Origin of the sequence: Bacillus sp. BD48, assembly GCF_046566805.1 — a bacterium.
Lineage (GTDB): Bacteria > Bacillota > Bacilli > Bacillales > Bacillaceae > Bacillus > Bacillus safensis.
Window position 1 is genome coordinate 37,190 of record NZ_JANGFM010000003.1, and the last position, 25,453, is coordinate 62,642.

The 25,453-nt window shown below is 41.2% G+C and carries 27 protein-coding genes and 1 other RNA gene; 8 read left to right on the forward strand and 20 right to left on the reverse strand.

The window, feature by feature from the left end; genetic code table 11:
* Positions 1 to 206 precede the first annotated feature (206 nt).
* The gene (locus ACLGGR_RS10025; protein WP_041109445.1) at positions 207 to 686 is read left to right on the forward strand and encodes a site-2 protease family protein; all 480 of its coding nucleotides are present in this window, start codon (positions 207 to 209) and stop codon (positions 684 to 686) included.
* On the opposite strand, the gene ACLGGR_RS10030 is transcribed toward ACLGGR_RS10025, so the two are convergent.
* From ACLGGR_RS10030 to ACLGGR_RS10060, 7 genes are all read right to left on the reverse strand, one after another.
* A complete protein-coding gene (locus ACLGGR_RS10030) occupies positions 676 to 2,307 on the reverse strand; it encodes a YndJ family protein (protein WP_410973018.1) in 1,632 nt (543 codons plus the stop codon). The genes ACLGGR_RS10025 and ACLGGR_RS10030 overlap by 11 nt on opposite strands.
* The gene (locus ACLGGR_RS10035; protein WP_410973019.1) at positions 2,300 to 2,908 is read right to left on the reverse strand and encodes a DUF4166 domain-containing protein; all 609 of its coding nucleotides are present in this window, start codon (positions 2,906 to 2,908) and stop codon (positions 2,300 to 2,302) included. Before ACLGGR_RS10035 ends, ACLGGR_RS10030 begins: the two co-directional genes overlap by 8 nt.
* Complete coding sequence (locus ACLGGR_RS10040) at positions 2,871 to 3,752, reverse strand: hypothetical protein (protein ID WP_323650681.1); 882 nt, start codon at positions 3,750 to 3,752, stop codon at positions 2,871 to 2,873. Before ACLGGR_RS10040 ends, ACLGGR_RS10035 begins: the two co-directional genes overlap by 38 nt.
* Before the next feature lie 148 nt (positions 3,753 to 3,900).
* Positions 3,901 to 4,473 (reverse strand): TetR/AcrR family transcriptional regulator, encoded by a 573-nt coding sequence (locus tag ACLGGR_RS10045; protein ID WP_410973020.1) that lies wholly within the window; start codon positions 4,471 to 4,473, stop codon positions 3,901 to 3,903.
* Between the two features lie 3 nt (positions 4,474 to 4,476).
* Positions 4,477 to 5,196, reverse strand: coding sequence for an MBL fold metallo-hydrolase (locus ACLGGR_RS10050; protein WP_410973021.1), 720 nt, complete (start codon positions 5,194 to 5,196; stop codon positions 4,477 to 4,479).
* A 36-nt stretch (positions 5,197 to 5,232) separates the two neighbouring features.
* Entirely contained in the window at positions 5,233 to 5,706 is a 474-nt protein-coding gene (locus ACLGGR_RS10055) for a GyrI-like domain-containing protein (RefSeq protein WP_142945775.1), read from the reverse strand.
* A 54-nt stretch (positions 5,707 to 5,760) separates the two neighbouring features.
* A complete protein-coding gene (locus tag ACLGGR_RS10060; RefSeq protein ID WP_410973022.1) occupies positions 5,761 to 6,693 on the reverse strand; it encodes a helix-turn-helix transcriptional regulator in 933 nt (310 codons plus the stop codon).
* Positions 6,694 to 6,810: 117 nt separating this feature from the next.
* Here ACLGGR_RS10060 and ACLGGR_RS10065 point away from each other — a divergent pair, with 117 nt between their 5' ends.
* Positions 6,811 to 7,335, forward strand: coding sequence for a CcdC protein domain-containing protein (locus ACLGGR_RS10065; protein ID WP_120208079.1), 525 nt, complete (start codon positions 6,811 to 6,813; stop codon positions 7,333 to 7,335).
* Between the two features lie 31 nt (positions 7,336 to 7,366).
* Here the strand turns inward: ACLGGR_RS10065 and czrA are convergent, their stop codons facing one another.
* Entirely contained in the window at positions 7,367 to 7,696 is a 330-nt protein-coding gene (czrA, locus tag ACLGGR_RS10070) for a Zn(II)-responsive metalloregulatory transcriptional repressor CzrA (protein ID WP_024422670.1), read from the reverse strand.
* A gap of 186 nt (positions 7,697 to 7,882) precedes the next feature.
* On the opposite strand from czrA, the gene ACLGGR_RS10075 reads away from it, so the two are divergent.
* Together ACLGGR_RS10075 and ACLGGR_RS10080 are read left to right on the forward strand one after the other, a co-directional pair.
* Positions 7,883 to 9,208, forward strand: coding sequence for an APC family permease (locus ACLGGR_RS10075; RefSeq protein WP_410973023.1), 1,326 nt, complete (start codon positions 7,883 to 7,885; stop codon positions 9,206 to 9,208).
* Positions 9,209 to 9,305: 97 nt separating this feature from the next.
* On the forward strand, positions 9,306 to 9,968 hold the full coding sequence (locus ACLGGR_RS10080) for a lysozyme family protein (protein ID WP_142945778.1): 663 nt from the start codon (positions 9,306 to 9,308) through the stop codon (positions 9,966 to 9,968).
* Positions 9,969 to 10,002: 34 nt separating this feature from the next.
* Here the strand turns inward: ACLGGR_RS10080 and prpB are convergent, their stop codons facing one another.
* The 4 genes from prpB to ACLGGR_RS10100 form a co-directional block, all read right to left on the reverse strand.
* Positions 10,003 to 10,920, reverse strand: coding sequence for a methylisocitrate lyase (gene prpB, locus ACLGGR_RS10085; protein WP_410973024.1), 918 nt, complete (start codon positions 10,918 to 10,920; stop codon positions 10,003 to 10,005).
* A 12-nt stretch (positions 10,921 to 10,932) separates the two neighbouring features.
* A complete protein-coding gene (locus ACLGGR_RS10090) occupies positions 10,933 to 12,369 on the reverse strand; it encodes a bifunctional 2-methylcitrate dehydratase/aconitate hydratase (RefSeq protein WP_410973025.1) in 1,437 nt (478 codons plus the stop codon).
* A gap of 2 nt (positions 12,370 to 12,371) precedes the next feature.
* Entirely contained in the window at positions 12,372 to 13,514 is a 1,143-nt protein-coding gene (gene mmgD, locus ACLGGR_RS10095; protein WP_410973026.1) for a citrate synthase, read from the reverse strand.
* 168 nt (positions 13,515 to 13,682) lie between these two features.
* Positions 13,683 to 14,222, reverse strand: coding sequence for a DUF420 domain-containing protein (locus ACLGGR_RS10100; protein WP_024422676.1), 540 nt, complete (start codon positions 14,220 to 14,222; stop codon positions 13,683 to 13,685).
* Between the two features lie 198 nt (positions 14,223 to 14,420).
* On the opposite strand from ACLGGR_RS10100, the gene ACLGGR_RS10105 reads away from it, so the two are divergent.
* Complete coding sequence (locus tag ACLGGR_RS10105) at positions 14,421 to 14,933, forward strand: GNAT family N-acetyltransferase (protein WP_251216686.1); 513 nt, start codon at positions 14,421 to 14,423, stop codon at positions 14,931 to 14,933.
* Positions 14,934 to 15,086: 153 nt separating this feature from the next.
* Here ACLGGR_RS10105 and ACLGGR_RS10110 read toward each other — a convergent pair whose 3' ends face one another.
* From ACLGGR_RS10110 to ACLGGR_RS10145, 8 genes are all read right to left on the reverse strand, one after another.
* Positions 15,087 to 15,908 (reverse strand): LysM peptidoglycan-binding and 3D domain-containing protein, encoded by an 822-nt coding sequence (locus ACLGGR_RS10110; protein WP_323650662.1) that lies wholly within the window; start codon positions 15,906 to 15,908, stop codon positions 15,087 to 15,089.
* 234 nt (positions 15,909 to 16,142) lie between these two features.
* Positions 16,143 to 17,945, reverse strand: a complete 1,803-nt coding sequence (gene recQ, locus ACLGGR_RS10115; RefSeq protein WP_142945785.1) for a DNA helicase RecQ — start codon at positions 17,943 to 17,945, stop codon at positions 16,143 to 16,145.
* Between the two features lie 133 nt (positions 17,946 to 18,078).
* Positions 18,079 to 18,264: non-coding RNA, 6S RNA (gene ssrS, locus ACLGGR_RS10120), on the reverse strand.
* A 132-nt stretch (positions 18,265 to 18,396) separates the two neighbouring features.
* Positions 18,397 to 18,897, reverse strand: coding sequence for a TraR/DksA family transcriptional regulator (locus tag ACLGGR_RS10125; protein WP_034280603.1), 501 nt, complete (start codon positions 18,895 to 18,897; stop codon positions 18,397 to 18,399).
* Positions 18,898 to 18,989: 92 nt separating this feature from the next.
* A complete protein-coding gene (locus ACLGGR_RS10130; RefSeq protein ID WP_410973027.1) occupies positions 18,990 to 19,637 on the reverse strand; it encodes an SDR family oxidoreductase in 648 nt (215 codons plus the stop codon).
* A 175-nt stretch (positions 19,638 to 19,812) separates the two neighbouring features.
* Positions 19,813 to 20,151, reverse strand: coding sequence for a PH domain-containing protein (locus ACLGGR_RS10135; protein WP_024422682.1), 339 nt, complete (start codon positions 20,149 to 20,151; stop codon positions 19,813 to 19,815).
* A 279-nt stretch (positions 20,152 to 20,430) separates the two neighbouring features.
* Positions 20,431 to 20,568 (reverse strand): DUF4025 domain-containing protein, encoded by a 138-nt coding sequence (locus ACLGGR_RS10140; protein ID WP_080769829.1) that lies wholly within the window; start codon positions 20,566 to 20,568, stop codon positions 20,431 to 20,433.
* 49 nt (positions 20,569 to 20,617) lie between these two features.
* Positions 20,618 to 20,830, reverse strand: a complete 213-nt coding sequence (locus tag ACLGGR_RS10145; RefSeq protein ID WP_024422683.1) for a DUF6501 family protein — start codon at positions 20,828 to 20,830, stop codon at positions 20,618 to 20,620.
* Between the two features lie 212 nt (positions 20,831 to 21,042).
* On the opposite strand from ACLGGR_RS10145, the gene ACLGGR_RS10150 reads away from it, so the two are divergent.
* The 3 genes from ACLGGR_RS10150 (at position 21,043) to ACLGGR_RS10160 (ending at position 25,319) form a co-directional block, all read left to right on the forward strand.
* On the forward strand, positions 21,043 to 22,527 hold the full coding sequence (locus ACLGGR_RS10150; protein ID WP_410973028.1) for an aldehyde dehydrogenase family protein: 1,485 nt from the start codon (positions 21,043 to 21,045) through the stop codon (positions 22,525 to 22,527).
* 103 nt (positions 22,528 to 22,630) lie between these two features.
* The gene (locus tag ACLGGR_RS10155; RefSeq protein ID WP_410973029.1) at positions 22,631 to 24,505 is read left to right on the forward strand and encodes a terpene cyclase/mutase family protein; all 1,875 of its coding nucleotides are present in this window, start codon (positions 22,631 to 22,633) and stop codon (positions 24,503 to 24,505) included.
* A complete protein-coding gene (locus tag ACLGGR_RS10160) occupies positions 24,498 to 25,319 on the forward strand; it encodes a superoxide dismutase (protein WP_410973030.1) in 822 nt (273 codons plus the stop codon). The genes ACLGGR_RS10155 and ACLGGR_RS10160 overlap by 8 nt, the downstream gene beginning before the upstream one ends.
* The last annotated feature ends 134 nt before the right edge of the window (positions 25,320 to 25,453 follow it).

The window sequence follows — 25,453 nt, forward strand, 5'->3', positions numbered from 1 at the left end:
TACTAGAGTCATCTATTGTTTTTTCATTGTAGCACATTCATCTCGTAAAAAAGTGAGTCAAAAAGCCGATTCACTGCAAAAGCTTTTTTAGTTTACATAATAATTTTATTGTCGTGTATTAAATGTTTGCATCCTGAAAATGAATTCAGTAAAATGGCAAATAATCCTACTGCTTCCTCCCAAATATATTGGGGAGGGGTTAACACTTGTTTACATTATCGGATATGTGGACGTTTTGCTGGTCGTTTTTCGTCATTCTTCCTATCGTTGCCATCCTGCATCAGCTTGGCCATATTATGGTCGCGTGGATGTTTGGCGCAAAGGTTTCTTTTGCTCTTGGCAGAGGCAAAAAAGTATTGAAAGTAGGCGTTGTTGAAATTAGACGAATCTATTTTCTAGATGCATTTTGCCACTATGAAGAAATGAGGAAAAATAACCGATTCTCACACATTCTTGTCTACCTAGGCGGATCATTATGCAACCTGCTCAGTGTTCTCATACTGAATACAATGATCGCCAATGACATCCTGCCAGAACATCAATTTTTCTATCAATTTGCTTACTTCTCAGTCTACTATGTATTTTTTGCACTGCTGCCAGTCCAGTATGCAGATCATCATCCGAGTGATGGGCAAGCGATTGTGAATATCATTCGGCACGGTGAACCATGTGACATCATTGACTAACAGGGTGACTTTCACTGTCAATTTGATAACGAATCGTTAAAAAGAGAATACCGAATAGCTTCATTTGATGAACCGCTGTGAGACTTTTATCTGTCTCCGGCTTCATATGAAAGCTTTCTTCCATTGGCAGTTTCATGGTGATAAAAGGCGTATGCAAATACAATCCTTCGTCACCGGTACTGCCTTTTGGACATGCACTTTTTAATAGAAAATCTTCTCTTTCATTAAAAGGTTTTAAAATGGCGGTCATCTGAGAGTATGGAAGCGGCAGCGCAATATTCATATAGCCCGCAGCTGCATCGTGATGATGAGCATAAAGCGCAAAAAAGACCTGCTCCCCTTTTTCGTTGTGACGAATCCACGCCCTGACATCCTTTCGCTCTTCTTTAGGATGTTGAAATGCAGTCAGACGTCCCTTCATTTCATACGGCTTACGAGATGTTCCCAAATAGAGCTGCCCTAGTTTCTTAAAAGTGGGCTGAAGTAAAAAAACAAACGGCCTCACCCACCAATGAAAACAGACTGCTGCTTTTAACGTAAATGCCGCCGGATTTTCATAAAACCTTCGAATCACAGGTGACACCCTTTCAGCTGAAAACGTCGTTCCATTTAAATCATCAAGTGAATCGACTAAACCGAGCTTCTCTCGATCTTGCATTCTTTCCTTTTGAAAAGAGATCAACTGAAAACGGCCATGCACTCTTGATATCGGAAAATCCTTCTGCTTCAATTGATCCTTCGGTCCTTCGATCAGCCATCCAATCAGACCTGGTAAAATAACAAAAAAGGCATTGATACTGCCATGAAACCAAATCATCTGATCAATGCTGATGTAGGTCACGCGCATGAGCATGCCAGCGGAATAAAGAAAAGATAGCACGATCGTCCCCATTAAGACGCAGCCAGAAAACACAATCAGCACTTTTGCCACAGTCGATCGAAATCTTGTTTTCATACAAAGAATGCCGTACAAATAGAGGGCAATGACATATAGCGTGACGCTGAACGTATCAAATAGACGGGAGAAGCTAATCCCAACAGCAATCATCACAGGCGACAGCAAAATCACCCAGCCTGCCGCTTTGTATAAAGCTGTCTCTTTTTCTCGCTGTCTCCCTAATAATCCATAGAAAAGCGGGATAAAAAAAGCAGAGTAATGAAAATGAATAGCGGTCAAAAGCACAATGATTGGTGAAAAGCTCATTACCTGTATATCTGCTGTGTAAAGCCAAAACCAAAGCCCTCCTAAAGCGATATACATCCATGCACCACCCGTCATCAATTCATGAAGCGGAAAGATTCCCCTTTTCAGCAAACGAATAAATCCATATAATGCCAAAATGATCGTATACAAAAACCAGCCCGATGCAAACAAGGCAGAGTGATAGATGAATGCAGCCGTTGCACAAAGAGCAGCTAATGGAAAGGCTTTCATTAAAATGCTGATCAGTATCCCCGGCTTACTCTCCCTCTCTTCCTTCGCAAAAAAAGATAAAACTGCAGGAAGGAAAATCAGAATCGCTATCAGTACAAAAAACTCCGCTACTGGACCTGTCATTAAACGGGTGCCGATAAAACAGCACATGAGACCAAGGCTTGATATCAAATGCCATTTATTCATCATGAGACACCACCCTTTCAATAAACCGGCCTTTATATGTAAAAAGAGTTCCAAACAGTCGATTTTTCACATGCACATCAATGGTATACTCACCCGCATGCTCCTCGTAGCCTTCTATGACATCTGACACACCATAAAGCCATGAAGGCAGCGGCCATTCACGTCCAAACATCAACAGCTTCTGCCGGCCGGATTGAATGTGAAGGAACCCATGCTTTGTTACTGTAAAATGGAGCTCTGACATAAGAAGTCTAGGCTTTCCAAAATAGTCTAGTACTTTATGACTCTTCTGATCAATGATCATATCAGCATCAAAGTGCCGTTCCTTCTTTGGGAAATAAAACGTACGAAACCAGTGCATACCTTCCTCTCCCTTATTTGTCATAAAGGGTTTATTGACAATTCGGAAGGGAATGTTTTTTCCTCTCTCAGGGAAAAAACAGCGAAACAGCGGACCGATTTTGAAGAAAAATCGAATGAGCCTCGACCCGCCTCCTATTTCTTCCATGGTGCCTTCAGCGGTAAACGCACGGTTGTATCTCTCTTTTAATTTTGGATGCAGCTTATCGTAATCCTTTACTTGATGACGATGAACGACCATGTCTACCTCCCCTTTTTCGTTTGATCGAAAATACATCTAGACAATCTTTTAAATTAATCATCCCTGCAATGGATAGGATTAAAAATGCACTCATCACAAGCGGCTCATGAAGTGTCGTTTGTGGGGATAGGATCCCGATACAAAGCATCATCAGCAGAAACACGCTTTGAAGAATGAACAAATATTTCTTTGATAGCTTAGGTATCAGCCATGCTACGCCTATAAGGGCATAAAACAACCGGAATCCGGTGGTATGATCAAAAGCAGAATGTGAAAAAGGGATGACCGCTTGGCATAGCCAGACGATGGCAAACAGCAAACAAATTCCATAATGGGCAAGTGTTCTCTCCAGTAACAAACGAGGGTGCGTACCCTTTTCAAGCCACGTCTTTAGTGCGCCAAAACTAAAGGCCGTCATAAACCCAATCATCGGGCGAAAAAGTAATCGATCTGCCCACGCCCATCCTTTTCCTTCTTTCGGTTCATAATCAAATTGAGTTTGAAACACAATTTGATCGTTCGTTTTCACATATTTCCAATAGCCGCCGCCTTCTTTGATAAAAGACAGCGGGTGTGACGATTTGAATTTAAGCGAGGATGCCCGTTCATTCCGTTCATCCATCATTCTAGTTCGATATGCTCCTGTCCCTGTGACACTTACACCAAATCCAAGGTGCTTTTCATACAAAAAGGTTTGGGGCTGTTCATCTTGAGGTCCATTTAATGAAATGGTTGAAAAACGCAAATCCCACTGTTCATGAAGCTTTGGATTTTGCGTATATTCCCATACTTTCTCTAAAGGTGCATGAATGGTTGTTTCCACATAAACAGGCTTTCTTTTCATCTGCCTCGACTCCTCTATGTGAATTATTTCACATAATAAGCATACCATGTTTCACAAAACTGTCAAATCTTTATTCGTTTTCTCACAAAAAAATGGTTCCAGAAGGATGCTTCTCTATGATATCGGTTCACTGTAAAAAAAAGACCTGTCAAATAGACAGATCTTCTTTTTGCAATACACCTGTGATATAGAGCCGAACCGCATAACTCACACTTTCTTCAAGCTGTTCTTTTCGTTGAAATCCCTTTTTATTAGAAATATCACCGAAGCCGTGCAGTAAGCTTCTCAGTCCTCTGACGACATGCGTCATTTCCTCTTCCTTTACACCAAAGCGTGACATAATGGATTGGACAAACTGAACAAGGCGCTCTGCTGCAATACGTACTTCTTTTTCGTTCATATGTGAAAAGGCAGCTTCATAAAGACCGGGGTGTTCTCGGACAAATTGCACATATTGTCTGGCAAAGGCTAAAACAGCTTCTTCTTTTTCTAGCCCCTCTGTGACTTGCATCCCTTCCTCACAAAGCATGGAGAGCCCCTTTACTGCGAGTGCTGCCTGAATCTCATGAAGGCCGGCTACGTGATTGTAAAGAGAAGGCGGCCTGATATTCAGCCTTTTAGACAATGTAGCAATGGTCAAAGCGGAGAAGCCCTCTTCATCAACAAATGCAGCCGCTGTATCCATAATTTTTTCTTGTGTAATTCCCATTCTTGGAGACACGGTTTACTGCACCTCTTTCTTTAGTTGGTGCTGTCTTTTTCTAACGGCGGCTTGAAGCTTTTCATGAGGCTCTATGATAAGGTCACCATGTCCGGGAGCAAGACAGGATATGCGCAGTGTCAGTAACTTTTCAGCGCTTTTTAGTGCGGTTTCTGCATCCCATGTGGCAAAAGCAGGGAACGGGAAGCTCCACCGAAACTCACCCGTTACCGATAAGCCGCCTTTTGTCACAAGTGCATCCCCTGCAATGACAACTCCTGACCTTTCATCGTATAAAGAAATGCTGCCAGGTGTATGCCCTGGTGTTGCAATTACTTTGAACGGCTCAATCTCATCTCCTTCTTCGACAAGCACATCTGGTTTTGTATGAATATTTTTAATAAAACTGCCTTTGATTTTTTGCTGGGGTTCACCAGGGAGCAACGAAAAGTCACCTTCAAAAAGGCGTGCATCACGTTTTGATAAATAGACGACTGCCTCGGGAAAAGCCTTCTTCACCTCATCTAATGCGCCGATATGATCCATATGACTATGAGTGAGAATAATCTTATGAATTGGTTTGTTCTTTTTACGGGCAAATTCGATGATCGAGTTCGCCGCTATTTTTAAAGCAGCATCAATTAAGATGAGTCCTTCCTCTTCCTCAAATACATAGCAATTTACCGGAAATAGTAGCGGCATCAATGTGAGCTGGTGCAGGTGGTCAAAAGTTGTTATTCTCATGATTGTCCTCCTAAAACTAATATCGTTAGTTTTATATTAACTAATATCATTAGTTTTAGCAAACATTTTTTCATCAACCGCGATATAAATATCAATTTGCGCTTCTTTTGGATCAATAGATCTTTCATCATACCATTCAAAATCACCTGTATAAGTGCGGAATTGGCGCTGATTCCACGTCCAAATCTTGTGCCATGTTTCAAGCACGACCTCTTCAATCGGTCCTTTTCTCGTTTGAAATCTTGCGTAGGCAGACGCAGGAATCTCTTTTACATGTTCGATCTGCTGATCCGCGAACTCTCCAGCTGTAAATAAATAAGAACCATGTTCATCTTTTTCATAATCTGAATACAGCCCTATGACTGGGGCTTGTCCCCCATGAAGCTGCTGCGCAAAAAATTCCTGCCAGAGCGGTGCAATCTTCCGCTCTTTTGTTTTCTCTATTTCGTTTGTTGTGCGAACAGACAACCCTTTGATCCATTGTTTCTCTAATGTTACGATATCGTACATACATTCTCATCTCCTTTTCTCCCATCATATAAAAAGAAACCTGACAACTGTGTGTCAAGTTCCTAATCGCTTCATAAATTGTTTTAATTGGAGATCAAATGCTTCCTTGATATGCTGCGGTGAAAGAATGTCGACGTCCGGTCCTAAATGGAATAGGAAACTGTGCAGCCAATCGTCTTGCGGCACAGTCATTGCTGCCAGATAGGTTCCGTCTGAACATACGATCAATTCGTTCTCATCCACCCATTCCTTCACTTTACCAACTGATGCTTCCGTTAACCTGAGCGTGAGCGTTGTGACTGAAGGTTCTTCATGCCAAGAGTCATTCCAAGGCTTCTCTTCATTTTTGATTCTTTTCGGCCTGAAATATGCTGAAATGGTGATGAGGTCTGTCATTCTGGTCAGCTTGAACAGACGAAAAGCATTTTTCACACAACAAAACGCATACAAATACCAATGCCTTCCTTTTAAGACAAGCGTATAAGGCTCCACTTTCCGTGGAAGTATTTCACCTTTCGCATTGCGATAGGTAAACTGAATGTATTGTTGCGCGGAGGCAGCTGTATGGATCAGCTGGAGTTTCTTCTCTGCCTGGCTGTCTTTCCCCCATGAGCTTAAATCAATAAAGACATGGTGCTGTTTCTCGCTTTCATCAATATTTGGCGGAATGAGAGATTTGATTTTTTTCAGCACATGTTCGCTTTCTTTAAAGGAGTATGCACTCGTCATGCTTTCAAGGGCAGTTAAAATAAGCTCAATGTCATCATCGGTAAATAATTTTTTCTCTAAACGATAGTCGTCAACAAGCGAAATGCCCCCGCCTGCTCCTTGTGTTGTCACAACAGGAATCCCGGCTTGATTGATGGTCTCAATATCGCGATAAATCGTCCTCACACTCACTTCGTGAAGTTCAGCGAGGTCCTTCGCTTGTACTTGCTTCTTACTAATGAGCAGCATCACAATAGACAAAATACGATCAATTTTCATGACTTTTCCTCTTTTTCATAAATGTAGGTTTTGATTTGATAAAAAAAGAAAGAATGGTAAAGATAAGGAACAGCCAGCATCGTTTACATCCCTGCACATGCAGGAGGAGGTTGCATCATGACACATCACGTGTGGCAGTTATTCATCATTGGGAGCATTATGCTGATCTGCGTCATCTTTCGAATGAATCGAATGAGACGCTATCAGCTTGTGCGCCCGATCAGTCTTTTGATGAGAATGTATGTATTTGGACTCACTGCCCTTATTCTCTTATTAGAAGGCTGGCAAAATCACAGCATTTTCATCTACGCCGCTATTGGTATGCTCTTTGGAAGCAGTCTGGCCATTCATGCCTACGAGACGATCCGCATGAAAGAAGAAAGTGGCCGTCTTTATGTGAAAACGAGTAAATGGATTGAAAGCTTCATTTTATGCTTATTTTTATCTAGACTTAGTTTTAAGCTGGGTGAGCTGACGAACCATTCGCTCACAAAAATTGGTGTCGTTGAACTGTATCAGCATATTGTGAGTGATGATGCCCTGACCATGCTCAGCTTTTTTCTGTTAGCTGCTTACTATGTTGTTTTTTCTTATCAAATGATGAAAGCAGGTAAACGAACAGCACATACGCATCATGCGTAAAAACCTTCCTATATGAGTAGGAAGGTTTTTATTAGTCATGCTGCGCATGATGAATCATTTGTTCAAGTACTTCCATCACATGCTGATCTTCAGGGCTGTAAAAAATCGATGTCCCTGCTCGTCTAGATTTCACGAGACGAAGATTTTTTAAAAAACGCAGCTGATGAGAAACAGTTGATTGCATGAGATTCAGCGTTTCTGCGATATCATTTACCGAGTATTCACCTTGAGACAGCAGGTGCAGAATACGAATACGTGTCGGATCAGATAAGGCTTTAAAAGTTTGGGAGACAAGAAATAAACTTTCTTCATCCAGCTCCATCCGTTCCTGTTCTTGATTTGTATTCAGTTCTTCCTTCATTTCGCTTCACCTTTCTTGTTAGTCAAATCACGACTTATTCTATGTATCATCATATACCAAAACGTGCGGCGTGCAAAGCGGGCACACTTTAGAAAAAAGATTTATTCAAATAGCATTGACACTTGGTAGCATTCTTTTTAAAATGAGCATTATTTATTCATTTTTTTAGAGGAGCTGATAGGCAAATTGATTGAAGAGCCAAGACTAAAACGCAGCCTGACTGTCTTTCCACTTGTTGTGATCGGGCTTGCTTATATGGATCCACTTGTCGTATTTGATTCATACGGCATTGTTGCTCAGCTGACGAAAGGACACGTAGCTGCTGCTTATATATTTACGTTACTTGCATTACTATTGACAGCGCTTAGCTATGGGAATATGGTGAAGGCTTTTCCAAAAGCAGGATCTGCTTATACATATGCGCAAAAAAGTATTCATCCTCATGTCGGCTTCCTTGTGGGCTGGACACTTTTACTGGATTATTTATTTCTGCCTATGGTGAATTTTGCGATCGGAAGTGCTTATTTAACCGCAGCCTTTCCTGATGTACCTCATTACATTTGGATCATCATACTTGCTATCGCCATAACGACTGTCAATGTAATCGGTATTCGGCTTACAGCCAACATTACGGCGCTATTTGTGACGTTCCAGGTCATTGTCGCTGTCACCTTTGTTGGGTTTGTTATTTATGGACTCACGCAAAACGCTGGCAGTGGAGAGTTATTGTCAGCCCGGCCTTTTTATTCAGCGAGCTTAGATCCAGCGCTTATTTTTTCAGGAGCGACCATTTTATGTTTCTCCTTTCTAGGATTTGATGCCATTTCGACGATGTCTGAGGAAACCATTAAACCCAAAAAGACGATTCCGCTTGCCATTTTCTTAACAGTTGCGATTGGAGGCGTACTGTTTACTTTGACGTCTTATTTTTTGCAGCAGGTGTTTCCAAATTTTCAGCAGTTCAAGCATCCTGATGCAGCCTCACTTGAAATTGCGGAATTTGTGGGCGGCGCCTTTCTCCACTCGTTCTTTTTAGCTGGCACAATGGTCGCTGTCATTTCTTCCTCCTTATCGTCACATGCAAGTGCAGCAAGGCTTTTATATGCAATGGGAAGAGATCAATCGTTACCGAAGCGTTTCTTCGGGTATATTCATCCGAGATTAAAAACCCCTGTTTTTAATATTTTATTAATCGGAGCTTTCTCCTTAACCGCAGTCGTTGGCGAACTTGAAGTCATTTATTCCTTTATCAGCTTCGGCGCGTTAATTGGATTTACCTTTGTGAATTTGTCTGTTTTTGCGTACTTTTTCGTCAGACAAAAACAAAGAGGTGTCCTGAATACATTGAGATATGCAGTGATCCCTCTATGCGGGACGGCGTTTTGTATTTGGCTGTTAACGAGCATCAGCACAAATGCATTAATCATTGGCATGATTTGGCTGATTATCGGTTTTGTTTATTTCTGCTTCAGGCTGAAAACACGACCTGAATTTACGTTTGGGTATGATTGATTATAAGGTTTTCACTTGGTATCCTGCACAGGATATGGCATAATATAAAGGCTGTACTTCCCTTTTAAAAGCGGGGCAAAACAGGGGTGAACTGACCTTGAAAAAGAAAAAAACAGGATGTTTTGCCATTTCAGGCTGTTTCACGATTTTTCTCTTTGTTTTCGTATTAGCAGCCATTGCCATCTCCTTTAATCAAAAGGAGTTAAAAAAGCTGCCGATTGATACGGAATCAATTGTTTTGTCGAGATTGGATGATTACAAACCGCTTGTAGAAACAGAGTTAAGAGATCAAGATTTAGATCAGTATACCGCGTTAATCCTCGGTATGATGTATCAAGAATCAAAAGGCAGAGGCGGAGATCCAATGCAGTCCTCTGAATCTCTTGGTTTGAAACGAAATGAAATCGATGACCCTCAGAAAAGCATTAAACAAGGAGTCCATCATTTTTCGACTATGTACAAGCATGGGAAGAAAAAAGGCGTTGATTTGGAAACCATTATTCAAAGCTATAACATGGGAATCGGCTATATTGATTTTGTTGCAAAAAACGGGGGAAAACATTCCGAGAAATTGGCAAAGCAATACTCCAAAAAGCAAGTGAAACGAAACCCCAAGGTCTATACGTGCGGCGGCAACAAAGATAACTTCCGCTATCCGTATTGCTACGGTGATTTCACTTACGCTGAAAAAGTAAAAGAAAAAACGAAAACAGTTGAAGAAAAGATGAAATTGGCTTCTTCATCCTCACCATCATCGTAAAAAAAGCACTTCCTTGACGGAAGTGCTTTTCATTTTATCGCTGTTCTTTCCCAATTTCCGGCAGGATCGTTTTCGCTAAATGCTGATCCATTTCCTCATATTCATCATAATGAATCGTTTCATACAGCTCTTTTCTCGTTTGCATATCCTCCAGTATCCCCTGCTGCGTTCCCTTTTCCATGATTTCTGTAAATAAACGCTCATATGCTTTCGCAGCAACTCTGAGTGATGATACAGGGTAAATGACCATTTGAAAGCCAAACATAGAAAATTCGTCTGCATGATAATAAGGCGTCTTACCAAACTCCGTCATGTTTGCAAGGAGCGGACCTTTAATAGAGTTTGACGCATGCGTGAAGTCCTCTGCTGTGATGAGCGCCTCAGGAAAAATAGCGTCAGCTCCTGCTTCTACGTACAGATTGGCCCGTCGAATGACATCGTCCATCCCATTTACGGACTTTGCATCAGTTCTCGCAATGACCAGTAGCGTTGGTGCCGCTTGTTTAATGGCTTTAATTTTTGCGACCATTTCTTCTACTGGAACGAGTGATTTCCCGTTTAAATGCCCGCATTTTTTCGGCATTTGCTGATCTTCAATTTGAACAGCTGCCACCTTGCTCTCAACCATTTCTTTTGCCGCTCTTGCTGCATTTAAAACACCGCCATAACCTGTGTCCATATCGACCAAAAGCGGCAGCTGGGAAGCTCGAATAATCTCCTTCGCTTTTTCTGCCATTTCTGTTGAATGGATCATGCCGAGGTCTGGCAGTCCTTTGCTGGCACAAAAAGCGGCACCTGATAAATAGAGCCCTTGAAAGCCCATTTTTTTCGCATAGAGCGCAGACATTCCATCGTGAACGCCTGGAATTTGAAATAAAGCTGATTTGTTCATTTGTTTTTTAAAAGCTGCGGCTAAATCAGCCTGACTTGTTTCTTCATTCACGATCCACACGCTAGCTCCCCCTTATATGACGAATAAGTCCATAAATACTGGTACTGTTGTTGTTTTTAATTGATTTGGATTTTGGCAGAGTGACACAATTTGATCCACTTGTTTTTGTGGAAATCTTGTCTTTAAATGATAGACCCATTTCTTTTCAAGGAGCGGAATGCCTTCCTGTCTTCTTCTTCGATGACCAAGCGGGTATTCAATTTCAATTCGGTCTGTCATTGTCCCGTCTTTAAAGAAGATTTGTACACAGTTTGCAATCGATCTCTTTTTCGGATCTAAATAATCCTCTGTGTAACGTTTATCCTCTTTCACAACCATTTGATCACGAAGACGATCAATGACCGGATTTTGCGCCGTTTCTTCTTCATAATGGTCAGCTGTCAGTTCACCATAAATCAGTCCTATGGCTGTAATATACTGCAAGCAATGATCACGGTCTGCCGGATTATAAAGCGGCCCTTTCTTATCAATAATCCGAATCGCTGACTCATGTGTCGTAATCTCTACCCGGTCAATTTCATCTAAACGATCTTTTACAGCGTCATGCAGCATCACAGCCGCCTCTGCAGCAGTCTGTGCATGAAACTCAGCAGGATAAGCAATTTTGAAAAGAACATTTTCTATGACGTATGATCCAAGGGGCTGGGCGAGCGTAAGCGGTTTTCCTTTCATAAGAACATCTTCAAAGCCCCACTTTTCTGCACTAAGCGGCGTTTGATAGCCCATTTCCCCTTTACGAGTCATCATTGCCAGTCTCACACCGCGGCTTGTGGCGTCTCCTGCTGCCCATGATTTCCTCGATCCTGTGTTTGGGGCGTGGCGATATGTCCTAAGAGGGGAATTATCAACAAACGCTTGTGATAAAACATGCTGAACCTCTTCCTTTGTTCCGCCTAGCATTGCACATACAACCGCACTTGTTGCCACTTTGACAAATAACACATGGTCCAATCCATTTCGATTCAGACAATTTTCTAAAGCGAGCACACCTTGAATTTCATGTGCCTTGACGATTGCATGCAGTACGTCATTCATCGTTAGCGGCTCTTCTCCGTTTGCAAGGCGAGTTCTGCTGATATAATCACTTACAGCTAATATTCCGCCTAAGTTATCTGACGGATGCCCCCACTCCTGTGCAAGCCACGTGTCATTATAATCTAACCAGCGAATCATACAGCCAATATCAAAAGCCGCTTGAACAGGATCTAGCACAAACGAAGTGCCGGGAACTCTTGCTCCGTTAGGCACAACAGTTCCAGGTACGATAGGTCCAAGGTGCTTCGTACATTCTGGAAAATTAAGAGCCAGCATTCCGCACCCAAGCGTGTCTATGAGCACATAACGCGCAGTTTCAATGGCTTCCTTGCTCGTAATTTCTCCGTCTACTGCATAGGCCGCGATTTCTTCTAATAGCTGGTCTGTTTGATTGGCGACTGCTGTTTTGTTCATGTTCATTCCCCCGTTTTTCCATCATCATTTGATACCTTTAATCCTCTTGGCCCTAAATACCGGACTCTCGGTCTAAAAATGCGATTATGCAAATGCTGTTCAATCACATGTGCGGCTAATCCGCTAGCTCTTGCAGCAAAGAAAATGGGTGTATAAAGTGAAATAGGAATTCCGAGCACGTAATAAATAGGTGCGGCATAATAATCAAGATTCGGATAAAGGTTTTTCTGCTCTTTCATGTATGCCTCTCCTGCTACACACATGTCATATAGTGTTGTATCTCCTTTCGATTCCGTAAGCGTTTTCAATGAACGTTTTAAAAGAGCAGCTCGTGGGTCCATTTTTCTCATGTATACCCTGTGGCCAAAGCCCATCATTTTTTCTTTTGCGGCTAATTTTCGTTCAATGAGCGCAAGGAATCCTTCTGTTGTTTTTCCTTCAAGAAGCATGTGCATGACAGCTTCATTTGCTCCTCCGTGGAGGTCACCTTTTAATGAAGAGATCGCTCCAGTAAAAGCACCATACATGTCAGAATGCGTGGATGCAATTACTCTAGCCGCAAACGTTGAATTCGGCAGCTCATGTTCGCTATATAATGTGAGTGTTTGGTCAAAAGCGGTAATTTCGTCTTGTGTCGGGGTGCGTCCTGTTAGCATGGATAAAAAGTTTTCAGTGTAGGATTTGGTCTGATCTGGAGAAATAGCGGCGTCTTTTGTGAGAATATAATAGCTTCCAGCAACAATGGCCGGCAGCTGGCCTAACAATCGAACTGCACGCCTTACTTGGCACGCTTCAGATCGATCATGTAATGCGTCATCATACCCTGCAAGAGCAGATAAGCACGTTCTCATCGCATCCATAGGGTGAGTGGTTTTGGGCAGCGTAGTTAAAATGGTTTGAATAGTTGGATGTAAGCTGGTTTGTGAGGATATATCTTGCTGAAATTGGTGATATTCCATCTTATCTGGTAATCTTCCATAAATAAGCAGATAGGCTGTTTCTAAATATGTCTTGTTTTGAGCTAGCTCAATGAGGTCGTACCCGCGAATCACAATTTCCTCTTGCTCCACATCTAAGTATGATATGGACGTTTCGCTTGCCACAATGTCTTCAAGCCCCGGTTTATACTGCAATTGTTCAGTCATCATATAACCCCCGTTTCGTCCAATTGTTGATCTCCAAACGAGCAAACGGCCAGAAATGATGCGAATCTATAGATGGGAAGATACCGTGCAAGTCGGATACCCAATTCCCATTTTATCCAAAGCACTTCATCTTGTAAATAAAAGAACGTATGTCCAGTTGGACATACGTTAGCTGTAATATGGAGAAATCATGATATATACAATGACGCCAGTGAGACTAACATAGAGCCAAAGCGGCATCGTCCAGCGGGCAATTTTACGGTGACGCTCGACCTGCATCTGTGCGCCTCTAAATAGTGTAATCAGAGCAAGCGGTACAATAATAGCTGAGAGCACAATATGTGTAATCAAAATAAAGAAGTAAATTGGACGGATGATCCCTTCTCCTCCGAAGTGTGTATCAGCTGCCATTGAATGATACGTCACATACGAAATTAAAAAGACAAGTGTTGTTGAAAATGCAGCAAAGATAAATCGTCTATGTGCTTTAATGTTCTTTTGTTTAATCATAATGAGTGCTGAAAGTAAGAAGATAAACGTAAAGCTGTTCATCACGGCATTTAGTAACGGCAGAAATGTAATATCCAGATGACTAAATTTATCTGTTTTTGGCATTAAAAATAATAAAGCGATTAAGCCGTTTATGGCAATTGTTAAAATGACAACAATGCCGGTGAAATTTTTCGGTTTTTGATTCTGTTCGTTCATGTTTGAAAACCTCTCTTTATTAGTTCCGACTAAGAGTATGTTATTTAACTTTCTCTATAAAGTCAATGAATTCGCTGTCTTCGTCGAATTTTAGACAAACTTGCCGAAGATCGGCATTCTAACGGCTTGAAAGATCCATCCACTTCCTTTAAAATTGGAATTTATGTGATTTTTATCATTTCTTATATGAAAGGAGTAATGGACTTGTCAATCTTACAGGAAACACCCAAAGATGTGAAGACGTTAGAGCAAGAATTACAGCAATTGCAGTTCCAAATGTATCGAATGCAAGAAAATATGAAAGATATTTCGAAAAAAGCAAAGATCATTGGCATTGATCAGGCTAAAGAAAATGAATGGATGATTGTCTCTGCCATTGAAAGTGCTGATACATGTAAAATCATGCTCAGCGATTGTGAAAAAGCTTTTCGCGGACAATCTGATTTTTCCTTAATTGCGGAATATCCTGAAGAAGGAAAGATTCATATTGCTGATATTAAAGGCCCTCCCGATAACGGGTACGGCTCAATCTGTATGAAGCATTTAAAAGAAATTGCAAGAGAGCAGAACATTCCAGTTATTACAGGTGATCTCGTCAAAAGAGATTGGAATCACGTGGACCGCTTGATTCACTTTTATGAAAAGCACCAATTTGATGTCCAAATCAATTGGAAAGAACAAAGCGGAGAAATTTATTGGGTGGACAGCTAACGACAAAAAACCAGCGTGTATGATGGAATATACGCTGGTATTTGTCGAAAATGCAAATTTTTCTGAAAAATATGTGTTTTTTTGACCAAAAAAAGGGTACAATAAAAGCATCAGGCCGCCACCTGATGCTTTCTTCCAAAACACAATAAGTTACTAGTTAAGTACTTTCACTTTGACTGATTTTACGCCCCAATTTTTTGCTTGGGATTTGCTTGGTACATGTACATCAATTTTGTTACCTTTAATTGCGCCGCCAGTATCTGCTGCGATGGCTTCACCGTAGCCTTCAACATAAACCTTACTTCCTAATGGAATGACATTAGGATCTACTGCAATCACTTTTGCATTTGGGTTTTTGTTTAAGTTTACCCCAGTTGCAGTGATACCTGAGATGCCACCATCATTTGCTGTATAAGCCGTAGCCGTTACAGTCATTTCTTTTTGTACACTTTGACTAGCAGAAGATGATTCTGCTTTAGCTGTTTCCTGTTTAGGAGCAGCTTTTTTCGTTGCTTCCTTTTTAGGAGCAGCTTTTTGTGTTGTTTGCTCTTTTTGGACAGGCTCCTGTTTTTGTACAGGCTCTGAGCTTACCGGAGCTGAGCTTTGACCAGCAACACTTAGTGTTGAACCAATCATAATTATATCTGAGTTTAAGTTATTCCAAGACTTAATATCGCTAATTGACACATTGAATTTTTGAGCGATTTTCCAGAGGCTGTCCCCCTTCTGGACTTTATACTGCTCCTGAGTTTTCTCTTTTGAAGAGATTGTCAATTTATCACCTACATAAATCATGTCAGTAGATAAATTGTTCCAACCCTTTAGGTCCTTTAGAGACACATCATTTTTTTGAGAGATTCCCCAAAGTGTATCACCTTTCTTCACAGTGATTTCCTTTGCAGAAGCTTGCTGTGCTCCAAATGCTGTTGTTGAGATTGCTGCAACAGCAACCAAGGACATAATAGTCTTCTTCATAAAGTAAATCCTCCCTTGTTAGCTTTTTATGGCGGCTAACGAGTGCTATCGTAACATATGTAAATGTCAATTCAATAACAAAACGATATGTTTTAGATTACAGTTCCTTTACATGAAACATCTCTCTCCATTGGTAAATCAGACCACAAAACAGCTCAATTACCCGCCATATCAAGGTTTTGAAAGGATCAGAAACTTCCTGATGAAAACGTGTCCAAACGCAGCGAAAAAAATTTATTTTTCTTCTTCAATCTCTTTATTTTTCTCTTTTTCTATAAATAAACGGATTTCTTCTAAAAAAACATCCCCGTATTTCTCTCTTTTTTGAGCGCCTATTCCCTTAATATGGAGAAGTTCTTCTTCTGTTTTAGGCTGAACGGCTGACATTTCCTTCAAGGTTTGATCAGAAAATACAACAAATGGCGGAACGCCCTGCTCTCTCGCTAGCTTCATTCTCACCGCTCTCAGCTGCTCAAATAATGCATCGTTTTCTTGAATCGCCTCTCTTTTCACTGCCTGCTTTTTATATACAGCCTCTTGTCCAACTAACACTTTCTTTCCTTTATGTGTCACTTTTAATGTTGGATAAGCCCCTTCAGACATGTGCAAATACTCTTCTGTAATTAAAAATTCAATGAAATCACTGATTTGCTGGGCTGATTGCTGCTTCATTAAAGCGTATGTAGGAAGACGATCGAAACCGAGGTCAAGCACTTTTTTATTTTTAGAGCCTGCCAGTACTTGAGCAATCATCATTTTTCCAAAGCGCTCGTTCATTCTAACTGTACACGATAAAACCATTTGTGCTTCTCGAGTGACCTCTTCACGCTCTCTCTCATCAAGGCAATTGCTGCATTTTTGGCAAGGGGTACTTGCTGTTTGATCAAAGTAGTCCATCACAAATTGCTGCAGACATTGCTCAGTGTGACAGTAATCCACCATTTGCCTTAGTTTAAGCAGTTCATGCTGATAACGCACTTCATCCTCTGTTGACTGTTCAATGAGAAAGCGCTGCATTCGTACGCCCTGCGGCGAAAACAGTAAAATGCATTCACTTTGGAGCCCATCTCTGCCGGCTCGTCCAGCTTCTTGATAGTAGCTTTCAATATCCCTCGGAATTTGATGATGAATCACAAAACGGACATTTGACTTATTAATTCCCATGCCAAATGCAGATGTAGCGACCATAACCTGGATGTCATCATTTAAAAACAGGTTTTGCTGCTCTTCTCTCACATCATCATCTAACCCGCCATGATAAATGCCAGCTTTGATCTTTTGCTTCTTTAGCCGATTGTAAATGTTTTCAGCTTCTTTTCTTGTAGCAGTATAAATAATGCCGGACTCAAGCTTATTTTTCTTCATATAATGTGTGATAAAGCGGTCACTGTTTTCTCCTTTGACCACCTGAAAAGATAAATTCTCTCTAGCAAACCCAGTAAAAATGGTTTCTTCTTCGTTCATGCCAAGCTGTTCACATATATCCCGGTGAACCTTTTTCGTGGCTGTAGCCGTTAATGCGACAATCACTGGCCTTTTTGTGAGCTGATTTAAGCATTCTTGAATAAAGCGGTAGCTTGGCCTAAAATCATGCCCCCACTCAGATATACAATGCGCTTCATCAATTGCAATTAAAGGGATCGTTAACCGATCAAGCAGCTGAAAAAAACGTTCATTTTGTAAACGTTCAGGTGTGATATAAAGCAGCTGATATTCCCCATCTTCACATTTTTTCAGCCTTTTATTCATTTCAGCTGCGGAAAGTGTGCTGTTTAAGAAGGATGATCGTATGCCCATCTCATTTAGCGCATCGACTTGATCTTTCATTAAAGAAATTAACGGGGATACTACGATCGTTGTTCCTTCCATCATCAGGGCAGGAATCTGGTAGCAAACCGATTTCCCCCCACCTGTCGGCATAATGCAGACGGTATCCTTCTGTTTGTTCACAATCGATTCAATGGCTTGTTTCTGTCCCTGCCTAAAGGCGTCAAAGCCAAAGTATTGTTTCAGGAGTGCTTCTGCTTGTTCTAACATCCAATTCCCTCTCCGTCTTTTGTTTTGTCTATTTTAACATACATTCATACCTCTTCCGGCTGTCTATTCAATTTCGTTTTTTCACAAAATAAAAAGCCATTTTCCGAAATGGAAAATGGCTTGAATGATCCTAGGAAAAGCTGCGGATGCCGTAATCTAAGTAAGAAAGTTTTAAACCACCACTCCTCAAAGTGGGTGTTTGCAGAAACGTTCCTGTCTTCCTCGCTAAGGAGGCATGACATTCCGGCTTCAATATAAAACTCCCTATTACAGCTTAAAGGTTAAAACTTAATTAACATTACGCGCATCGCAGCCTTTAAACTATATTACACGAAAGTTTATTAAATTTCAAGAGATCTTTTTTCTATGAAATACTCATGTATACAAGTTATTTGTTCATGTGTACATAAGAAAAAATTATTCTGAAAAAATTTAACCTTCGCTTATGACCCTATTTTTCCTCATCTACATCAACATCCTGCTCTTCCTCTAATCTTTCATACGTATCTGAATGCATCTGATCCATTGTTTCTCTATTCGTTAAATCTCGCATTTGATCGGAGAATGAACGGTCAAACTCGTTTGGGTCTTGAGTGGTTTCTTCATTTTTCTTTGCATCGATTGAATACCGTGTATATGGAACTGCTTTTAAACGCTCGTATGGGATCTCTTTCCCTGTTTTCTCACATATACCATATGTTCCGTCTTCCATTCGTTTCAGTGCTGCATCGATTTCACCTTCAAGCTGATCATCGACTTGATCCAGCGTTTGTTCTGTCATACGGTCTAAATAGATACTCCCATGATCAGCGATATGATTCCCAACACCATTTGAAATCTCACTCGATTCAACGAGCATCGATTCTTCTTTCTTTTTTGATCCCTTCACATCTTCTTTTAATTGAATCAATCTTTCGTATAAATCAGCTTGTTGTTCTTTCGTTAAGCCCACGGTCAATCACTCCTTTCTCATTACCTTCCCGCTGAAAGGGAAAAGAAAACATCAAAAAAAACCGCCGCCTATTTGGCAGCAGCTTTCTTCTCTTACAGATTGCGAAGTGCTTCTTCTACTGATTTATCGCCTTTCATCAAGTCAAAGGACTTATTTTTCACATTGGATTCTGTTAAGCTTTCCACAAGAACAATGGCTACGTCCTCTCTTGAAATCTCGATGTTTTGATCATCGGGAATATGTTCGGCAGCTTCAATCTTTCCTGTCTTCTCCTCATGCAGCAAGGCACCTGGACGGACAATCGTATAGGAAAGACCAGACTGTTTTAAGTGCTCATCGGCTTTTCTTTTCGCTTTATAATAAGTTTCCATGCTTCCTTGCCCTTTTCCTTGGTTCGGATCATCAGCATTATAGGCACTAAGCATAACAAAATGCTGGATGTTTTCTTTTTTCGCTGTATCAACGAGGCGTTTTGCACCTTCTTGATCGACCGCAATGGTCTTATCTGCACCTGTTTTTGAGCCTGAACCAGCTGCAAAGATGACAGCGTCTGCTTGTTTCACAGCATCTGTCACATCGTTTTCAAGATCACCGATGACAGGTGCTGCACCAAGTTCTTTTAGCGCATCAGCTTGTTTTTCATCTCGAATGAGAGCAAGCGGCTCATGTCCTTTTTCTTTTAAATAACGAATGACAAGTCTACCTGTATGTCCATTTGCTCCTGCAACCAACACTTTCATTGTTCATTCTCCTTTCCGTATCTGTTTCATCTTTATCCTTTTTTTCTATCATTCAAACACTTAAGCAGAAAAAAGCCCTTCCCATCAGATGGGAAAGGCTTAGCAATGTGCGATCTATGAAAATAAGAACGAAGAATGAGAAAAGTGCATATGATCTATGTAATCGCAAGATTGATCAGCAAAGATGTTTTGTCAAAATGGCTTGCACATCACTCAAATCCGTCTCTTTAGAAAAGTCGAGTTCAAATACTTTTGAGCTTGTGACAAGCAGCATACCTGTGTCCTGATCAAACACGCCAGCTTCTTGTATGGCAAAACTTTCAATTGATCGATACGGCAAGGAGACCCTGACTTTCTTCTTAGAAAATACGCGGTTATCGCCAAAGATCAGTCGTTTATTGGTAAAGCAAATTTGGTCGTGACGCAGTCTGTAAACAGCCTCAATTCTTTCCCCTTCAATTAATAAGGATTCGAATTTCTTATCATTTTGTTTACTGACAGAAAAAATACCCACGTAAACCCCCTCTTCCTGCATCAAATTCCTTTATGACAAAACGGCCACACGGCTCTGTGGGTACGTTTTATTCTCACTTATAGAATACGCTATAAATGGTTGTTATTCCATTACGAATAGATTAAATTTCATTTAACTTTTTCTTTTTGATCCGATGCTCTTTCCTCTACTTATTTAGACTGTTAAAGCAGGAAAAAAGTTTCAGTTCTTTTCGAGAAAAAATGCTGCATCATTCCAATAAAAAAACAGTGATTATGCCAAATCACTGTTTTTAAATGACTATTCGTCTTTTGGTGTATCAATCGTTCCCTCGGCATACACATCGGAAATCTGTTCAAGCGTAATTGCCATATCAGCGTCCTCGTGTTCATGCCAAGCATGTTGATTTTTCTGCTCGTCATTTTGCTGTTTTTTCATCATCATCACCCTTTACTGTTTTTCTTAGTATGAGTGATGACCCTCGAAATCATTCAGCCGAAATATCTTCAAAATACTCCTTGTAATAACCGCCTACTTTACCCGTATTGTCAACGACAAACAGGAATTCCTCTGTTTCATTTTTCACTTCATATGTACTTCCAACCGTTAATGCCCGGTCGACCATATATTTTTTCGCGTTTGTATGTACACATTTTACTTGTTTTAACGTTTGAGCCGTTTGCCAGTTTTGATGGATCATGATTTAAAAACTCCTTTTTTCATCTATACATTTATTGTAGCCAAATTTTCGCGAAATGCAATGAGTGTTATGGATTGCTTTCAGACATGTCGTGTAATATGATAATTGTATACGTTTACATCTGTGTGCGTATACAATTTCGTTGCATGTCCGCTTTTCCCACCTAGAACTCGCAGAAAACAATCCATATCTTTAAGGAGGTTTGTTTATTTATGAGCTCTACAACACTTCAAATTAGTTCAAAACTCGAATCTTTTCTCCAAGGGACGAAAAAACTCTACATTAATGGTCAGTTTGTCACAAGTCACGATAACAAAACCTTTTCTACTCCTAACCCAGCCACAGGCGAAACCCTTATTGATGTATATGAAGCAGGTGCAAAAGACATTGATAAGGCAGTAAAAGCAGCAAAAAAAGCCTTTCATGGTCCTTGGCGCTCCATGTCTGCCGCTGAACGCGCCCGCCTCATGTTCAAGCTTGCTGATTTAATGGAAGAAAATCAAGAAGAGCTTGCACAGCTTGAAACTTTAGATAACGGAAAACCAATTAATGAAACAACAAATGCAGATATCCCCCTCGCCATTGAGCACATGCGTTATTATGCGGGCTGGACGACCAAAATGAATGGACAAACCATTCCTGTCAGTCAAGGATATTTTAATTATACCCGCCATGAGCCGGTTGGCGTTGTAGGACAAATCATCCCATGGAACTTCCCGCTGCTCATGGCCATGTGGAAAATGGGCGCCGCACTTGCAACAGGGTGTACCATCGTTTTAAAACCAGCAGAACAAACGCCACTTTCTGCTCTTTATTTAGCAGAATTAGTGGACAAGGCCGGCTTCCCAGAAGGCGTGATTAACATCGTTCCTGGATTTGGTGAAACAGCCGGAGATGCCTTAACTGATCATCCTGACGTGAATAAGCTTGCCTTCACAGGATCAACAAGTGTTGGGAAATTAATTATGGAGAAAGCGGCTAAAACCATTAAGAGAGTCACATTAGAGCTTGGCGGAAAATCACCGAATATTATTTTGCCAGATGCAGATTTAAAGAAAGCCATTCCAGGTGCTTTAAATGGCGTCATGTTTAACCAAGGCCAAGTATGCTGCGCGGGCTCCAGAGTCTTTGTTCACCGGAGCCAATATGATGAAGTGGTTGATCAAATGGCCAAATATGCAGGATCACTCAAACAAGGTGCTGGTCTTCATCAAGATACGCAAATTGGACCTCTTGTAAGTAAAGAACAGCACGAACGCGTATTAGGTTATATTGAAAAAGGTAAATCCGAAGGGGCAACAGCCGTTGTCGGGGGCGATTGCCCTTATGAGGCTGGCTATTTCGTCTCCCCTACTATTTTTAAAGATGTAGAAGATGAAATGACCATTGCCAAAGAAGAAATCTTCGGACCTGTCTTATCTGCCATTCCTTACGATTCCATTGATGAAGTGGTCGAACGGGCCAACCAGTCTGAATATGGATTAGCAGCAGGACTTTGGACAGAAAACTTAAAGCATGCCCATGATATCGCTGCACGTCTTGAAGCAGGAACGATTTGGGTCAACTGCTATAATGTCTTTGATGCCGCCTCCCCGTTTGGAGGATATAAGCAATCAGGTCTTGGCAGAGAAATGGGATCATATGCCCTTAACAACTATACAGAAGTCAAAAGTGTATGGATTAATCTCCAAGACTAATGACGCTAAGAAAGCCGGTGACCCTGTCATCGGCTTTTTTTGTGTTTGCATGTGACAGGCCGGCTCCTGAATATAGTATGAAAGGAAAGGAGCATGGCCGCATATGCAAGATTTTCAATTGAAAGTAAACGAATTTATCGAAGAATTGCACATAGAAATGCAGCGAAGACAACGAGATGATGGCGCCTTTGTTTTCTGCTTTGAAGGTCCAATGATGACAAATGCTTTTTTGATTATGCTGTTAAAGGCTGTTGGCGATGCGGATCAGGCTTTGGTTCATCAATTAGCAGAAGCGATACGCGAAAAGCAAAATGAGGATGGGTCTTTTTCTTTGTACCATGATCAAACGGGACATGTGACTGCCACCGTGCAAGGCTATTGCGGAATGCTCGTTTCAGGCAGGTTTCAACAAGATGAGCCGCATATGGAAAAAGCAGCGCAATATATTCGAACAAAAGGTGGATTAAAGAACGTTCACTTTATGACAAAGTGGATGCTCGCTGTCAACGGCATGCACCCTTGGCCGTACTTCTACGCACCACTTTCATTTTTACTCGTCCCTACATACTTTCCGCTGCACTTCTATCATCTTAGTGCATATGCAAGAATTCACTTTGTGCCAATGATGATTGCACTCAACAAACGATATACCTCTCATGAAAAATTTCCAAGCTTAGCACACCTTGATGCAAACATGTCTAAGAATCCATTTGACTGGTTTATGGCAAGAGAAGAACGTTCCACTCATCACTTTCTGGCTTACATGCGATCGTATACAGCACTCGACAGCAGGCTGGACTTTTTCGGATATGAAGCAGCAAAGCGATATATGTTTGACCGCCTCGAAAAAGATGGAACACTGTACAGCTATTTAAGCGCAAGTATTTTTATGGTCTATGCACTGATGAGCCTTGGGTACTCCCCGGGACATCATCTCATTTTAAAAGCAGTCAAAGGCATGAAAAAGCTAGTCACAGACTGTCAAGGCAGAATGTATGCAGAAAATTCCACATCCACAGTTTGGGACACAGCGCTTGTTAGTTATGCTTCTCAAAAAGCTGGCAAAAAACAAGAAGACCCAGTCATCACAAAGTCTTTCTCATACTTACTGAACCGGCAGCAAATGAAGAAAGCAGATTGGGCGATCCATAACCGGCATGCTGCTCCGGGAGGCTTTGGTTTTTCAGATATCAACACGAATAATCCTGATTGTGATGATACGCAAATTGTCTTAAAAGCCATTCCTCGAACGTACGCACCCGTTCAGTGGAATCGAGGATTCAATTGGCTTCTTTCCATGCAAAACCGTGATGGCGGGTTTTCTGCTTTTGAAAAAAATCAAGATCACTTCCTGCTTCGACATCTGCCGCTTGAATCTGCGGAGGATGCAGCTATCGATCCATCGACTCCCGATATTACAGGCCGCGTGCTTCATCTCATTGGTCTTGAAGAGAAAAACATATCACCACCTATTCACAGACAAAAAGATCGATGTGTTAAGTGGCTTCTAGATCATCAAGAGAAAAATGGATCATGGTTTGGTAGATGGGGTGTCTGCTATATTTATGGAACGTGGGCAGCATTAACAGGTCTAAAAGCTGCCGGCATCCCCTCCACCCATCCTGCTGTTCAAAAAGCGTGCCGATTTTTAAAGCAGATTCAACGAGAAGATGGCGGCTTCGGAGAATCATGTAAAAGTGCAGAAGTAAAAACATATGTCCCTCTCCCGTTTGGTACAGTGGTTCAGACGGCTTGGGCAGCAGAGGCACTTTTACAATATGAGAAGCCAGATGACAAAACGATTTTAAAAGCCATCTCATTTTTGATCCATCATCAGCACTCAAGTGAAGCCTTGCACTATCCAGTAGGCATTGGCCTGCCAAAACAATTTTACATCACTTATCATAGCTACCCATTTGTCTTTCCCTTGATGGCTTGTTCTACATTTTTAGAAGAAATGAGGCGTAAGAATGAATAAGGAAGAGTATCGAATGCAGCTCAAAGAGTGGCTTAGCTCCATTCAAGGCAAGCTTCAAGATGACAACATCCGTCAGAAAGCAGACCATTTATGGTTAACAATGGATGATGAACATTCCACTGAACAAGAGTGGTACGAACTGGCAGAACGTATTGCTGAAGACATGAAACCACAAGAAGACATGCGAGAGGTAGCAGCTGGAAGTCACAAGTTACCTCCTCTCCCTTACCGGTATGATGCACTAGAACCGTTTATTTCAAAAGAAATTATGTATTTGCATCACCAGAAGCATCATCAAGCATATGTTGATGGGTTGAACCAAGCTGAGCTTGCATTAAAAAATGCAAGAAGAACCAATGATTTTAAGATGATCAGGCATTGGGAACGGGAGCTTGCCTTCAATGGCGCGGGGCACTATTTACATTGTATTTTTTGGTTTTCCATGGGTCCTTCAGGAAAACGAAAGCCCACTGGTCAAATGTTTCGTCTCATTGAACAATCATTTGACAGCTATGACGCATTTAAATCTCAATTTTCAGCAGCTGCAAAACAAGTAGAGGGTGTCGGCTGGGCTATTCTCGTATGGGCGCCCAGATCCCAGCGATTAGAGATTTTACAAGCAGAACGCCATCAATTTTTGTCACAATGGGACGTGATCCCTCTCCTAGCCCTTGATGTATGGGAGCACGCCTACTATCTTCAATATCTGAATGAAAAACCGAAATACGTAGATCGTTGGTGGAATGTAGTCGACTGGCGTGAGCCAGAAGCAAGGCTTAAGCAAGCACAGCAAGTGAGATGGACCCCTTTTTAAGACGATGCTCCATATAGGCTAATGCTTATATGGGGTATTTTTAGTTTACATAATTTTATTATTAACACCTTTATAAAGAACGGGTTGTTTTTTCAGAAAATTCGTTTAAAATAGGAAAGATATGTGAGGAAAGT